The sequence below is a fragment of the Georgenia sp. Marseille-Q6866 genome (genome assembly GCF_965111665.1).
The window spans coordinates 14,887-27,733 of sequence record NZ_CBCOOR010000024.1 but is presented as its reverse complement, the minus strand read 5'-3'; the positions used below and the strand labels follow the sequence as shown (position 1 = coordinate 27,733).

The 12,847-nt window shown below is 74.3% G+C and carries 14 protein-coding genes; 4 read left to right on the top strand and 10 right to left on the bottom strand.

Annotation, left to right across the window (positions count from 1 at the left end):
• Positions 1–44 precede the first annotated feature (44 nt).
• Both ACWPXV_RS15655 and ACWPXV_RS15650 read right to left on the bottom strand, forming a co-directional pair.
• Positions 45–1,562, bottom strand: coding sequence for a catalase (locus tag ACWPXV_RS15655; protein WP_454086087.1), 1,518 nt, complete (start codon positions 1,560–1,562; stop codon positions 45–47).
• A 47-nt stretch (positions 1,563–1,609) separates the two neighbouring features.
• Positions 1,610–2,029 (bottom strand): Fur family transcriptional regulator, encoded by a 420-nt coding sequence (locus ACWPXV_RS15650; RefSeq protein WP_454086086.1) that lies wholly within the window; start codon positions 2,027–2,029, stop codon positions 1,610–1,612.
• A 114-nt stretch (positions 2,030–2,143) separates the two neighbouring features.
• On the opposite strand from ACWPXV_RS15650, the gene ACWPXV_RS15645 reads away from it, so the two are divergent.
• Positions 2,144–2,695 (top strand): amino-acid N-acetyltransferase, encoded by a 552-nt coding sequence (locus ACWPXV_RS15645; RefSeq protein WP_454086085.1) that lies wholly within the window; start codon positions 2,144–2,146, stop codon positions 2,693–2,695.
• On the opposite strand, the gene ACWPXV_RS15640 is transcribed toward ACWPXV_RS15645, so the two are convergent.
• Together ACWPXV_RS15640 and ACWPXV_RS15635 are read right to left on the bottom strand one after the other, a co-directional pair.
• Complete coding sequence (locus ACWPXV_RS15640) at positions 2,692–3,333, bottom strand: nucleoside/nucleotide kinase family protein (protein ID WP_454086084.1); 642 nt, start codon at positions 3,331–3,333, stop codon at positions 2,692–2,694. The two genes, ACWPXV_RS15645 and ACWPXV_RS15640, sit on opposite strands and share 4 nt — an antisense overlap.
• Before the next feature lie 3 nt (positions 3,334–3,336).
• Entirely contained in the window at positions 3,337–3,789 is a 453-nt protein-coding gene (locus tag ACWPXV_RS15635) for a hypothetical protein (RefSeq protein ID WP_454086083.1), read from the bottom strand.
• A 100-nt stretch (positions 3,790–3,889) separates the two neighbouring features.
• Here ACWPXV_RS15635 and ACWPXV_RS15630 point away from each other — a divergent pair, with 100 nt between their 5' ends.
• On the top strand, positions 3,890–4,381 hold the full coding sequence (locus tag ACWPXV_RS15630; RefSeq protein ID WP_454086082.1) for a hypothetical protein: 492 nt from the start codon (positions 3,890–3,892) through the stop codon (positions 4,379–4,381).
• A gap of 1 nt (position 4,382) precedes the next feature.
• Here ACWPXV_RS15630 and ACWPXV_RS15625 read toward each other — a convergent pair whose 3' ends face one another.
• The gene (locus tag ACWPXV_RS15625) at positions 4,383–5,270 is read right to left on the bottom strand and encodes an A/G-specific adenine glycosylase (RefSeq protein WP_454086081.1); all 888 of its coding nucleotides are present in this window, start codon (positions 5,268–5,270) and stop codon (positions 4,383–4,385) included.
• Between the two features lie 68 nt (positions 5,271–5,338).
• On the opposite strand from ACWPXV_RS15625, the gene ACWPXV_RS15620 reads away from it, so the two are divergent.
• Positions 5,339–5,944, top strand: a complete 606-nt coding sequence (locus ACWPXV_RS15620) for a hypothetical protein (protein ID WP_454086080.1) — start codon at positions 5,339–5,341, stop codon at positions 5,942–5,944.
• A gap of 12 nt (positions 5,945–5,956) precedes the next feature.
• On the opposite strand, the gene disA is transcribed toward ACWPXV_RS15620, so the two are convergent.
• From disA to ACWPXV_RS15595, 5 genes are all read right to left on the bottom strand, one after another.
• Complete coding sequence (gene disA, locus ACWPXV_RS15615) at positions 5,957–7,030, bottom strand: DNA integrity scanning diadenylate cyclase DisA (protein WP_454086079.1); 1,074 nt, start codon at positions 7,028–7,030, stop codon at positions 5,957–5,959.
• Positions 7,031–7,081: 51 nt separating this feature from the next.
• Positions 7,082–8,503, bottom strand: a complete 1,422-nt coding sequence (gene radA / locus ACWPXV_RS15610) for a DNA repair protein RadA (RefSeq protein WP_454086078.1) — start codon at positions 8,501–8,503, stop codon at positions 7,082–7,084.
• A gap of 50 nt (positions 8,504–8,553) precedes the next feature.
• On the bottom strand, positions 8,554–9,447 hold the full coding sequence (locus ACWPXV_RS15605; protein ID WP_454086077.1) for an aldose-1-epimerase: 894 nt from the start codon (positions 9,445–9,447) through the stop codon (positions 8,554–8,556).
• Between the two features lie 80 nt (positions 9,448–9,527).
• On the bottom strand, positions 9,528–10,196 hold the full coding sequence (locus ACWPXV_RS15600) for a potassium channel family protein (RefSeq protein WP_454086076.1): 669 nt from the start codon (positions 10,194–10,196) through the stop codon (positions 9,528–9,530).
• Between the two features lie 40 nt (positions 10,197–10,236).
• A complete protein-coding gene (locus tag ACWPXV_RS15595) occupies positions 10,237–11,634 on the bottom strand; it encodes a TrkH family potassium uptake protein (RefSeq protein ID WP_454086075.1) in 1,398 nt (465 codons plus the stop codon).
• Between the two features lie 41 nt (positions 11,635–11,675).
• Between ACWPXV_RS15595 and ACWPXV_RS15590 the strand changes: the two genes are divergently transcribed.
• Entirely contained in the window at positions 11,676–12,845 is a 1,170-nt protein-coding gene (locus tag ACWPXV_RS15590; RefSeq protein WP_454086074.1) for an acetoin utilization protein AcuC, read from the top strand.
• Positions 12,846–12,847 lie beyond the last annotated feature (2 nt).

Here is a 12,847-nt window from a genome sequence, read left to right as displayed (position 1 = left end):
CGCCCGGGCCCTCGCTGCCGTCCTCAGCCCGAAGGGGTTGAGGGTCAGGCGTTGGTCATCGCCGGCTCGTTGTTCGGGTTCGCGTCGAGCGAGTCGAGCGTCCCGGCCGCGAGGGCCTCGATGGCGCGGCGCACACCCTCACCGTAGGCCGGGTCGGCCAGGGTGCAGTTCTGGATGTGGCGCTCGACGGTCGCGTCGGACGCGCCCTTGATGGCGCGGGCCGTGTTGGCGAACAGGCGCTGCTGCTCCTCCGGGCTCATGAGCCGGAAGAGGTTGCCGGGCTGCTCGTAGTAGTTGCTGTCGTTCTCGCGGTAGTCGAAGCGGTCGGCGACGGCACCCACGGCCTGGCTGGGCTCGCGGAAGGACGGGTCCGCCTGGAGGCGGCCGTAGCTGTTGGGCGTGTAGCTGGGCATGCTGCCGCCGTTGCCGTCCACGCGGCCCTGGCCGTCACGGTGGTAGGTGTTGACGAACGTCGCCGCGCGGGGGGAGTTCACCGGGATCTGGTGGTGGTTGACGCCCAGGCGGTAGCGGGCGGCGTCGCCGTAGGAGAACAGGCGGCCCTGGAGCATGCGGTCGGGGGAGTAGCCGATGCCGGGGACGATGTTCGCCGGGGTGAAGGCGGCCTGCTCGACGTCCTGGAAGTAGTTCTCCGGGTTGCGGTTGAGCTCGAACTCGCCGACCTCGATGAGCGGGTAGTCCTTCTTCGACCAGACCTTGGTGAGGTCGAAGGGGTGGAAGCGGTAGTTCTGGGCGTCCGCCTCGGGCATGACCTGGATGGAGAAGGTCCACTTGGGGTAGTCGCCGCGCTCGATGGCCTCGTAGAGGTCGCGCTGGGCCGACTCGCGGTCCTCGGCGACGATCTTGGCAGCCTCGGCGTCGGTGAGGTTCTTGATGCCCTGCTGCGTGCGGAAGTGGAACTTCACCCAGAAGCGCTCGTTCTGTGCGTTGATGAACGAGTAGGTGTGCGAGCCGAAGCCGTGCATGTGGCGGTAGCCGTCGGGGATCCCGCGGTCCGACATGACGATGGTGACCTGGTGGAGCGCCTCGGGGAGGTTGGTCCAGAAGTCCCAGTTGATCTCGGCGTCGCGCATGTTCGTGCGCGGGTTGCGCTTGACGGCGCGGTTGAGGTCGGGGAAGTGGTGCGGGTCGCGCAGGAAGAACACCGGGGTGTTGTTCCCGACCATGTCCCAGTTGCCCTCCTCGGTGAAGAAGCGCAGGGAGAAGCCGCGGATGTCGCGCTCGGCGTCGGCCGCACCGCGCTCACCGGCGACGGTGGAGAAGCGGGCGAACATCTCGGACTGCTTGCCGACCTCGGAGAAGAGCGCGGCCTTGGTGTACTTGGTGATGTCCTGCGTGACGGTGAAGGTGCCCCAGGCGCCGGAGCCCTTGGCGTGCATGCGCCGCTCGGGGATGACCTCGCGGTCGAAGTGGGCGAGCTTCTCCAGGAACCACACGTCCTGGAGGAGCATGGGGCCGCGCGCGCCGGCGGTCACGGCGTTGTCGTTGTCCCAGATGGGCGCGCCGGCGGCGGTGGTGAGCGGCAGGTTGTTGTCCGCGGACATTCATTCTCCTTGTGTGCGTGCATCGGCACGGCGTGCCGACTCGGGTCTCAGGACTGGGTGCGACAGGCGGGGCAGGTGCCCCAGTAGACGACCTCGGCGGTGTCGATCGAGAAGCCGTGGTCGTCGCTCGCCGTGAGGCAGGGGGCGTGCCCCACGGCGCAGGGCACGTCGCCGATGGCGCCGCACGTCCGGCACACCACGTGGTGGTGGTTGTCCTCGCGGAAGAGCTCGAAGCGGCCGGGCGACCCGTCCGGCTCGATCCTCCGCAGCAGACGCACGTCCGTCAGGGCGTGCAGGACGTCGTAGACCGCCTGGGTGGACACCGTCCCGAGACGCTCCTTGACGAGACGCCGGATCTCCTCCGCCGTCGCGTGGGGGTGCGCCTCGACCTCCGCCAGGACCGCGAGACGCGGCGCGGTGACCCGGAGGTCGGCGGCGCGCAGCAGCTCGGCGTGGTCGGTGGGCATAGGTCAAGACTAGGCCAAAGACTGGAACTGTTCAAGTCTTGGGGTGGGTCCGGACGGGCGTCCGTCGTGTGGCGCGGGCCCCGGCGCGCGGGTGCGGCGTGCCATCATCGGGCGATGAGCACGAGCGGCGCCTACCCCGAGGGGACCGAGCGGCCCTCGGTCATCGTGCGGCCCGCCCTCCCCTCGGACGCGCGGCGCATCTACGAGCTCGTCGCGCCCTACGCGGAGCAGCGCATCCTCATCGCCAAGGAGCTCATCAGCTACTTCGAGGCGATCCAGGAGTTCCTCGTCGCCGAGCTGCCCGGCGAGGACGGCAGCTGGCAGGTCGTCGGCTGCGGCGCCCTGCACGTCATGTGGGACGACATCGCCGAGGTCCGCACCCTCGCCGTCGATCCCGACCACCACCGCCGCGGCGTGGGTTGGCACGTGCTCAGCGCGCTCATCGAGCGGGCGCGGGTGCTGGGGCTCAAGCGGGTCTTCTGCCTCACCTTCGAGGTCGAGTTCTTCCGGCGGATGGGCTTCGAGGTCATCGAGGGCACGCCGGTGGGCACCGACGTCTACGCGCAGATGCTGCGATCCCACGACGACGGCATCGCCGAGTTCCTCGACCTCGCGCGGGTCAAGCCGAACACCCTGGGCAACTCGCGCCTGCTCCTCGAGCTCTAGCTAGCGACGACGACGACGAGGTCGGCCCGGTCCCGCGCCGCCCGGACGAGCGCGGCGTTGGGCTCGTCGGTGCCCTCCGTCCATGCGGCCGCGGCGGCGGGGTCCATGCCGTGCCGCTCGTGGCGCGCCCGCAGCCGGCGGCGCCGCTCGTCGTCGGGCAGCTCGACGTACCAGACGGCGTCCAGGCACGAGCGGGCGGCGGGCCACGCGCCGTCGTCGAGCAGGAGGTAGTTGCCCTCGGTGACGACGAGCCGCGTCTCCGTGGGGACGGCGACGGCGGCCCCCACCGGCTCGTCGAGCTCGCGGTCGAAGTCGGGCGCATAGACGGTGCCATCCGCGGGCTCGCGCAGGCGGCGCAGCAGGTGGGCGTAGCCGGCGGCGTCGAAGGTGTCCGGCGCGCCCTTGCGCCCGCGGCGGCCGAGCGTGTGGAGGACGGCGTTGCTCAGGTGGAAGCCGTCCATCGGCACGAGGGCGGCGCATGGCGCGAGGGCCGCCACGAGCCCCGCGGCGAGGGTCGACTTCCCGGCCCCCGGTGGACCGGCGAGCCCGAGGAGGCGCCGCGGCGCGCCGTCGTCGAGCAGCGCCCGGGCCCGCTCGACGAGCTCGGGCAGCGTGGTGTGCAGCGTCGGCGGGGCCACGGCTCAGCCCTCGCGGGGCAGGCGCCGGCGCACGAGGAGGACGACGACGGCGAGCTGGGCGGTGACGGCGCCCAGCGCGAGGAAGAGCACGGTCCGGGCGGGGTCGGCCAGCGCCCAGCCGACCGCAGCGGCCGCGCTCCACACGAGCACCGCCCGCACGACCCACCGCAGCCGGCCCCGGGTCGCCCCGACGACGCCGGCGAGCGGACGTCCGGCGAGCGCGCCGCGGAGCCCGAGGGCCGCGACGACGGCGCCGACGAGCGCGAGGAGCTGCCCGCCGCCGAGGATGGTGAGCGTGGGGCCGGCGAGGAGCGGGTCGGAGCCGCTGAGCGCGAGGATCGCCGCCGCGATGACGGCGAGCCCGAGGCACGCGGCCCCGCAGCCGACGACGGCGTCACGCAGGGCACGGACCGTGCGTGCCAGCCGGACGTCCGGCGGCACCGAGAGGCTCTCCACACCGGCACCCTACGTGCCCGCCACCCCGACGGGCAGCCGCGCCGCCCCGCCCGGCGCCGCCCGGCGCGCGGGCCGTCCGGCACGCTCGTAGCCTCGTGGCATGAGACGCCGAGCCGCTGCGCTGTCCGCCGCCTTGCTCCTCACCCTGGCTGCGGGCTGCAGCACGAACGACGAGGAGACCCTTGAGCGGCCCACCGACGCCGCCGAGCGTGACAGCGAGCAGGTCACCACCTGCGAGGCCTTCTACGAGGGGACCGGGACGCCGCTGGCCGAGCGCGCCGAGGCGGCCCGCGTGGCCCTCGAGTCCGGCCAGGTCGTCGACGCCGCGACGTACACCGAGGTCAACGCGCTCGAGCAGCGGCTGCGGGAGCTCTCCCGCGACGCCCACCCCGAGATGGTGCCCGTCCTCGCCGAGGTCGCCGCGCCGTTCACGGCCGCCGTCACCGCCGTCAACGAGGCAGGCGAGCAGGAGGTGCCGGAGGGCGAGGAGCCGCCCTTCCCCGACCTCACGACCATCGACGTCACGGAGGCCGCGGCGGCCCAGGGGACGCTCACCGAGCTGTGCTCCGACGCCGGGTACGAGGCCCCGTAGCTCACCCGGGCAGCGCCCAGCGGCCCGGGGAGGGCTCCGCCACGAGGCCGTCCGCGAGGAGCGAGGCCAGGGCCCGGTCCGCCTGGGCGGGGTCCTCGGCGCCGTCCCGCAGCGGGAGGAGGAGCTCCTCGGTCCCGAGCGTCGCGCCGTCGGGCAGCGCCCGCAGCCGGGCCATGACGCGGCCGCGCGCCTGACGGTCCGTCCCGTGCCACGCCTGCCGGCGCGGGGCCTGCGTGGCGGGCGGGGCGCCGGCCCGCCGCCAGCGGCACCGGTCCGCGAGCGGGCAGGCGGGGCAGCGCGGGGACCGCGCGGTGCACACGAGGGCGCCGAGCTCCATGACGCCCTCGTTCCAGCGCACGGAGGCCGTGGCGTCGGCGGGCAGCAGCTCCGCGGCGCCCGCCCGCTCCCCGGTGGTGAGCCCGGGAGGCGGCAGCGCGCGGCCGGCGACGACGCGCCCGAGGACGCGGCGCACGTTCGTGTCCAGGACCAGCGCGCGGCCCCCGTGGGCGAAGCTCACGACGGCGGCGGCCGTGTAGCCGCCGACGCCCGGCAGGCTGAGCAGCTCCTCCTCCGTCCGGGGCACCACCCCGCCGAAGCGCGCGACGACCTGCTCGGCGCACTCGCGCAGCCGCAGGGCGCGGCGCGGGTATCCGAGCCGGTCCCAGGCGCGCAGCACGTCGGCCGGCGCGGCCGCGGCGAGGTCGGCCGGCTCGGGCCACCGCGCCATCCACGCCTCCCAGGCGGGTGCGACGCGGGCGACCGGGGTCTGCTGGGACATGACCTCGCTGACGAGCACGCCCCACGGGGTCGTGCCGGGACGTCGCCACGGGAGGTCGCGGGCGTGGGCCGCGTACCAGCCGGCCACCGTCGCGTGGAGGTCGGTGAGCATCGCCCCCAGTGTGCCCCGTCCCGGCGAGCCGTCCGCGTCTCGCGCCCGAACCTGCCTACCGTCGGGGTGTGACGAGCTCGACCCCCGACCCGACGCGGCGACCGGCGCGGCCCTCGGCCGCGGTCTACCGGCGCCGCCGCGCCGTCGCGCTGCTGCTCCTGCTGCTCGTCGTGGCGGGTGTCGTGTGGGGCGTCACGACCCTGCTCGGCAACCGTGACGCGGCGGCGGACGCGCCGGCCGAGCCCGCTGCCGCGGAAGCGACGGAGACGCAGTCGCCGGCGCCCTCGCCCGGGCACGTGGCGGTCTGCGCCGCCGAGGACGTCACCGCCCAGGTCGCGGTGGAGCCGTCCGCCGCCGGCGCGGACGTCGAGGTGAGCATGCGTAACACCGGCGAGGTGCCCTGCCTCGTCGACGTCGCGTCCGGCGCGCTCGTCACCGAGATCGAGTCCGGGAGCGACGCCGTGTGGTCCTCGGCGCACTGCGCGGGGGACGCGACCGAGGAGCTCCTGCTCGACACCGGCGCGACGACGCCCGTCACCGTGAGCTGGGACGGTCACCGCTCCGCGGAGGGCTGCCCCGACGAGCAGCCGCAGGCCGGCCCGGGCACCTACCGCCTCGCCGTCGCGCTCGACGGCGCGCCGCTCGGCGAGACCGAGGTCTTCACCCTCGGCTGAGCCGCGGACCGCTCAGACGTAGCGTTCGAGGATCGAGGACTCGGCCAGGCGCGAGAGGCCCTCACGGACCGAGCGGGCGCGCTGCGGCCCGACGCCGTCGACCTGCTGGAGGTCCTCGGTGCTCGCCGCGAGGAGCTTCTGCAGCGGGCCGAGGTGCTCGACGAGGGCCGAGACCACGGGGGAGGGCAGGCGCGGGATGCGCGAGAGCATCCGGTAGCCGCGCGGGCTGAGGGGGTCGTCGAGGGACTGGCCGTCGGGGCCGCCGATGCCCAGGGCGCGGGCGATCGCCGACATCTCGATGAGCTCGGCGGAGGACAGCGCGGCCAGCCGCGTGAGCACGCCGGCGACGTTGTCGGCCGCCCGGGCGCTGTAGTCGCGGATGATGAACTCGCGGTCGGGGGCGAGACCACCGATGAGCTCGTCGAGCTGGAGGGACAGCAGGCGCGCGTCGGCGCCGAGCTCGACGACGTAGCCGTCGATCTCCGCGGAGATCCGCGAGACCATCTCGAGGCGCTGGACGACGGTCGTCACGTCCCGGACGGTGACGAGGTCCTCGATCTCCAGGGCCGCCAGCGTGCCGGACACCTCGTCGAGACGCGCCTTGTAGCGCTCGAGGGTGGCCAGGGCCTGGTGGGCGCGGGAGAGGATGGCGCTGGAGTCCTCGACGACGTGGCGCACGCCGTCGACGTAGAGCGCGACGATCCGCATCGACTGGCTCACGGTGATGACCGGGTAGCCGGTCTGCTTGGCCACCCGCTCGGCGGTGCGGTGCCGCATGCCGGACTCACTCGTCTCGACGCTCGTGTCCGGCATGAGCTGGACGTTGGCGCGCCGGATGCGCTGGCGGGCGTAGTCGACGACGACGGCGCCGTCCATCTTGGCCAGCTCGCGCAGCCGGGTGGCGGAGAACTCGACGTCGAGGTCGAAGCCGCCGGAGCAGATCGTCTCGACGAGGTCGTCGTAACCGAGGACGATGAGGGCACCGGTGCGCCCGCGCAGGATGCGCTCGAGGCCGTCCCGCAGCTCGGTGCCCGGTGCGACGGCCTGCAGGGTGGCGCGCAGCAGGGTGTCGGCCTTGTCGGGCACTGGGGTTCTCCTCGGGTCGCGGGGCGGAGCGACGCACGCACGCCCCGGGCGTCATCTTACGGCGCGGACGTGCCGTTCCGTGCCCTGCGGGGCGGGCGGGGTGGCCTCGGGCAGGGCCGCGAGCAGGGCCTCGTGGACGTTGGCGACCGGGAGGGTCGACAGCCCCGGGACGGACTTGAGCTGGTCGGCTCCGTGGCGGGGGACCAGGGCGGTGGTGAAGCCGAGCCGGGCCGCCTCGCTCAGCCGGCGCTGGACCCCGACCGTGGCGCGGACGTCACCGGTGAGTCCCACCTCCCCGATGGCGACGGTCCCGGCCCGGATCGCGCGGTTCCCGGACGCGGAGGCGACGGCGAGCGCGACGGCGAGGTCGACCGCCGGCTCGACGGCGCGCGCCCCGCCCACGGTCGACACGTAGACGTCCCGGCCGCTGAGGTCGAGCCCCACCCGCGCCTGGAGGACGGCGAGGGTCATCGCGGTGCGGGAACCGTCCAGGCCGGACGTGGTGCGGCGCGGGTTGCTCAGGGAGCTTGCCGCCACCAGCGCCTGGACCTCCGTGGGCATGGGCCGCCGGCCCTCCAGGCTGACGGATGCGCAGGTCCCGGGCACCGCGGTGGTGCGCGACTCGGAGAGGAAGAGCCCCGACGGGTCGGCGAGGCCGCTGATCCCGGTGTCGGTGAGCTCGAAGCAGCCCACCTCGTCGGTGGGCCCGTAGCGGTTCTTCGTCGCACGCAGGAGGCGCAGGCGGGAGTGGCGGTCGCCGTCGAACTGGCAGACGACGTCGACGAGGTGCTCGAGCACCCGCGGGCCGGCGAGCGAGCCGTCCTTGGTCACGTGCCCGACGAGGACGACGGGGACGTGACGCCGCTTGGCCGCCCCGATGAGGGCCGCGGCGACCTCGCGGACCTGGCTCACCCCGCCCGCGGCGCCGTCGACCTCACCGGAGGAGATCGTCTGCACGGAGTCGACGACGACGAGCGAGGGGTCGGCGGCCTCGATGTGCCCGAGGACGGTGGCGAGGTCGTTCTCGGCGGTGAGGAGGAGCCGCTCGGCCATCGCGCCGATCCGCTCCGCACGCAGGCGCACCTGGCTGGCCGACTCCTCACCCGTCACGTAGAGCACCGACCCGGTGCCCTGCTCGGCGGCGCGGGCCGCGACGTCGAGCAGGAGGGTCGACTTGCCGGCGCCCGGCTCCCCGGCGAGGAGGACGACGGCGCCGGGCACGATCCCGCCACCGAGGACACGGTCGAGCTCGCCGACGCCCGTGGGCCGGGCGCGCGCGGTGTCGACGTCGACGTCGTTGATGGGCTGCGCGGCGAGGGCCGGCCGGGCGGGGGGCGCGGCTGCCGGCGGGGCGCCGGCTTCGCTCACCGTGCCCCAGGCCTGGCACTCCCCGCAGCGGCCCACCCACTTGGCCGTGCTCCAGCCGCACTCGGTGCACCGGTAGGCGGGGCGCTGGGTCTTGGTCGAGGCCATGGGGGTGACGGTAGCCCGGGCCACCGACACGGCGGCCGGCGCCCCACCGCTCAGGCGGTCGGGACCGCGTCGATCCGCATCGTCAGCGTGTGCGCCTCACCGGGCGCGAGCACGACGAGGTCGGTGCCGGAGTTGAAGGCGTCGGGCGGGCAGGTCATCGGCTCGACGGCCACCCCGCGGCGGTCGACCTTCTCACCGGAGTACACCTGGACCCACGGGGCGTCCGCCGTCATCCGGGCGCTGAACGGGGCACCCGGGTGCGCGAGCGTCACGGTCCAGCGGCCGTCCGGCAGGGCGGTGAAGGCGTGGTCGACACGGCGCGCGCCCAGCGTGCGGGGCTCGCGCAGGTCGAGGTCGCCGTCGACGTCCCGCAGGCCCACGGGCCGCAGCCGCTCGTCGACCTCGAGGACGCGCGCGCCGGGCGCCGTCAGCGTGCACTCGTCGACGGGTGCGAGGTCGCAGCTGAGGTAGGGGTGGGAGGAGGCGCCGTAGGGGGCGGGGACCTCGCCGAGGTTGGTCGAGGTGATGCTCACCGTGAGGCCGGCCTCGGCGTCGAGCCGGTAGGTGACGGTCGAGCGCAACCAGAAGGGGTAGCCGTAGCGGGGCGCGAGGTCGGTCGTCAGCGTGACCTCCTCGTCCGTGGCCGACGCGACGTCCCAGTCCACCCAGCAGGCCAGGCCGTGGAGGGCGGCGTTGGTCTCGTGCTCGTTGACCGGGACCTCGTGCGTCTCCCCGCCGAACTCGTAGCGGCCGTCGGTGATGCGGTTGGGCCACGGGACGAGCGTCTTGCCGAGGTAGCCGACGGGCAGCTCGCCCGGGTCGTGCCCGACGACGACGTGCCCGCCGCGCCAGGTGAGCCCGGCGAGGCCGGCGCCGACGCTGACGACGGTGGCGCGGTAGTCACCGGCGGTGAGGGTGAGGACATCTCCTCCGGGGGTGGTCACGTCGTCGTCCTTCCTGGCGTCACCGGGCGTGAACGCTCACATCCCATCCTAGTGACGCGCGCCCGCGCGAGGCGGGACGGTCAGGGGCGGGCCGCGAAGGTCTCGAGGAGGCTCGAGTCGCCCGAGACGATGATCGTGTCCCCGGGGCTGATGCGGGTCTCCTCGGTCGCGTACTCGAAGGCCTCGCCCGGGGACTTCACGCCCAGGACGGTGACGCCGTAGCGCGCTCGGATCTGCGACTGCCCGATCGTGAAGCCCTGCGTCTCCCGCGGCGGGCGCATCTTGACGATCGTGAAGCCGTCCTCCATCTCGATGTAGTCGAGCATGCGGCCCGAGACCATGTGCGCCACGCGCTGCCCGGCGTCGTGCTCGGGGTAGACGACGTGGTGGGCGCCGATGCGCCGAAGGATCCGCCCGTGCTCCCCGGAGGTCGCCTTCGCCCAGATCTGCGGCACCTCCATGTCGACGAGGTTCGCCGTGATGAGCACGCTCGCCTCCAGCGAGGTGCCCACCCCGACGACGACGACGGAGAACTCCTGCGCGCCCAGCTGCTCGAGGGCGTCGGGGTTCGATGCGTCCGCCTCGACCACCGGCAGGCGCCCGGACCACTGGGAGACGAGGTGCTCGTCCTTCTCCACGGCCAGGACCTCACGCCCGATGTCCTCCAGCGTTGCCGCGAGCGCGGCCCCGAAGCGGCCGAGCCCGATCACGAGCACCGCGCCCGAGCGGGGCAGGTTGCGCTGCGCCATGTGTCACCGTCCTTTCGTCTCGGCCCTCAGTGTGCCCGGCTCAGCCGACGATCGGCGGCTCGGACGGCATGCGGATGACCCGGCGCCGCTGCCGCAGTGCCAGCGCACCGGCCATGGTGACGGTGCCGAGGCGGCCGGCGAACATGAGCGCGCTGAGCACGTACTTGCCGGCGTCGGGCAGGTCGGGGGTGATCCCGGTGCTCAGCCCCACGGTCGCGAAGGCGGAGATGACCTCGAAGAGCACGAGCTCGAGGTGGTAGTCCGTCAGGGCAAGGAGGAGGAGCGTCGCGACACCGACGAGCGTGGCGCCGAGGAAGGCGACGGCGACGGCGAGCCGGATCGTCGTCGTGCCGATCCGGCGTCCGAAGGCCTCGGCGTCCCGGTCGCCGCGGGCCTCGGCGACGATGGCGAGGACGAGGACGGCGAAGGTCGTCACCTTGATGCCACCCGCGGTGGACGCCGAGCCGCCGCCGACGAACATGAGCGCGTCGGTGAGGAACCACGTCGTGTCGCTCGCGACGGCGAGATCGACGGTGCTCAGCCCCGAGGACCGCGAGTTCACCCCGGCCATGAGGGAGGCGAGCACCCGGTCGGCCACGGGCAGCTGCCCGAGGGTCGCGGCGTTGCGCCACTCGAAGAACGCGAAGCCGAGCGAGCCCCCGACGGCGAGCAGCCCGTAGGTGACCATCGTGAGCTTCGAGTGGAGGGAGAGGCGTCGCTGCCCCCGCAGGCGCCCGGCGACGTTGAGGATGACGGGAAAGCCCAGTGCCCCGATCCCGCCGCCGACGATGATGGGCAGGCACATCCACCAGTCCCCGACGAACGGCTCCAGCCCGCCCTCGAGGACGATGAAACCGGCGTTGTTGAAGATCGAGACCGCCATGAACAACGCGTGCCACAGCGCCGCGTCCAGCGACTCCCCCAGCGTGAGGAAGCGGGGGACGAGGACGAGGGTGAGGGTCGCCTCGACGGCGAGGGACGCGACGACGACGGCGCGCACGAGCGTGCCGACCTCCCCCAGGCGGGTGGTCTTCGTCTCCGAGGCGGCGAGCAGCCGCTGGGTGAGGCCGATCCGCCGGGAGATCGCCAGCCCGAGGATCGAGGCGAGCGTCATGACGCCGAGGCCGCCGATCTTGACCCCGACGATGATGACCGCCTGCCCGAACGTGGACCAGTAGGTCGCCGTCGACACCGTCGTCAGCCCCGTGACGCACACGGCCGAGACGGCCGTGAAGAGGGCGTCGACGAAGCGGGCCGGCTCGGGGGCGTGGGTCGCCGCCGGCAAGGACAGCAGGGCGGTGACGACGGCGATGATCGCGGCGAACACGAGCAGTGCCAGCCGCGCGGGGGAACGGTGCGCGACGTGGTCGACGGCGTCGCGCAACGCGCCCAGGGCCCGCCCGGGCCAGGGGGTGCGCGCCGTCCTCACAGCTGTCACCCGCACACCTTGCCAGACTCCGGCCCGCGCTACCGTGAAGCATGCCCAAGCCGCTGCTCCCGTGGAGCGAGGACCTGCTGGAGTACAACTTCGGCGCCGGCCACCCGATGGCCCCTCTCCGCCTCGCGCTCACGCACCGGCTGCTGGCCGACCTCGGCCTCCTTGAGGCATTCACCGTCATCGACGTCGCCCCCGCCGACGACACCGCCCTCCTGCGCGTCCACGAGGCCGCGTACCTCGCGGCCGTGCGCGCGGCCGGGGAGGGGCGGCCCGACCCGGCCCGCGGGCTGGGGGAGACGGACAACCCGATCTTCGGGCAGATCCACGACGCCGGCGCGCGGGTCGCCGGGTCCACGCTCGCGGCCGCGACCGCCGTCTGGGAGGGCCGCGCGAGCCGGGCGCTCAGCCTCGCCGGCGGCATGCACCACGCGATGCCGAACCGCGCCTCCGGCTTCTGCGTCTACAACGACGTCGCGGTGGCCGTCGCCGCGCTCCTCGCGGCGGGCGCCGAGCGGGTCGCCTACGTCGACCTCGACGCCCACCACGGCGACGGCGTCGAGCGGGCGTTCTGGGACGACGACCGCGTCCTGACGATCTCCGTCCACCAGCACCCCGGCACCCTCTTCCCGGGCACCGGCTACGCCCAGGACCTCGGCGGCCCCGCCGCGCGGGGGAGCGCGGTCAACGTGCCGCTGCCGCCGGGCACCGGTGACGCCGGCTGGCTGCGGGTGCTCGACGCCGTCGTCGCCCCTCTCGTCGAGGAGTTCCGTCCCCAGCTGCTCGTCACCCAGCACGGCTGCGACTCCCACGGGCTGGACCCGCTCGCCGAGCTCGCCGTCTCCGTCGACGCGCAGCGGCGCGCCGCCCTCCTCATGGCCGAGCTGGCCGACGCGCACGCCGGCGGGCGCTGGGTGGCGACCGGGGGCGGGGGCTACGAGGTCGTCAGCGTCGTGCCGCGCGTGTGGGCGCACCTGGCCGCCGTCGTCGCCGGCCGTCCCCTCGACCCGGCCACGGCGGTGCCCGAGTCCTGGCGCGCGGACGTCACCGGGCTGGCCGACGTCGAGCCGCCCGAGCGCATGACCGACGACGTCGACGCGGCCTACCGGCCGTGGTCCGCGGGCTACAACCCCGACGACGCCGTCGACCGGGCCGTCATGGCCACGCGGGGCGCGGTGTTCCCGCTCCACGGCCTGGACCCGCATCTCACGTAGCC

Excerpts from the sequence above, each read along its gene's own strand:
- ACWPXV_RS15630 (WP_454086082.1), top strand. The coding sequence starts at position 3,890 with ATGAGACGCCGAGCCGCTGCGCTGTCCGCCGCCTTGCTCCTCACCCTG.
- ACWPXV_RS15650 (WP_454086086.1), bottom strand. The coding sequence starts at position 2,029 with ATGCCCACCGACCACGCCGAGCTGCTGCGCGCCGCCGACCTCCGGGTC.
- ACWPXV_RS15590 (WP_454086074.1), top strand. The coding sequence starts at position 11,676 with ATGCCCAAGCCGCTGCTCCCGTGGAGCGAGGACCTGCTGGAGTACAAC.
- ACWPXV_RS15625 (WP_454086081.1), bottom strand. The coding sequence starts at position 5,270 with ATGCTCACCGACCTCCACGCGACGGTGGCCGGCTGGTACGCGGCCCAC.
- ACWPXV_RS15655 (WP_454086087.1), bottom strand. The coding sequence starts at position 1,562 with ATGTCCGCGGACAACAACCTGCCGCTCACCACCGCCGCCGGCGCGCCC.
- radA (WP_454086078.1), bottom strand. The coding sequence starts at position 8,503 with ATGGCCTCGACCAAGACCCAGCGCCCCGCCTACCGGTGCACCGAGTGC.
- ACWPXV_RS15645 (WP_454086085.1), top strand. The coding sequence starts at position 2,144 with ATGAGCACGAGCGGCGCCTACCCCGAGGGGACCGAGCGGCCCTCGGTC.
- ACWPXV_RS15600 (WP_454086076.1), bottom strand. The coding sequence starts at position 10,196 with ATGGCGCAGCGCAACCTGCCCCGCTCGGGCGCGGTGCTCGTGATCGGG.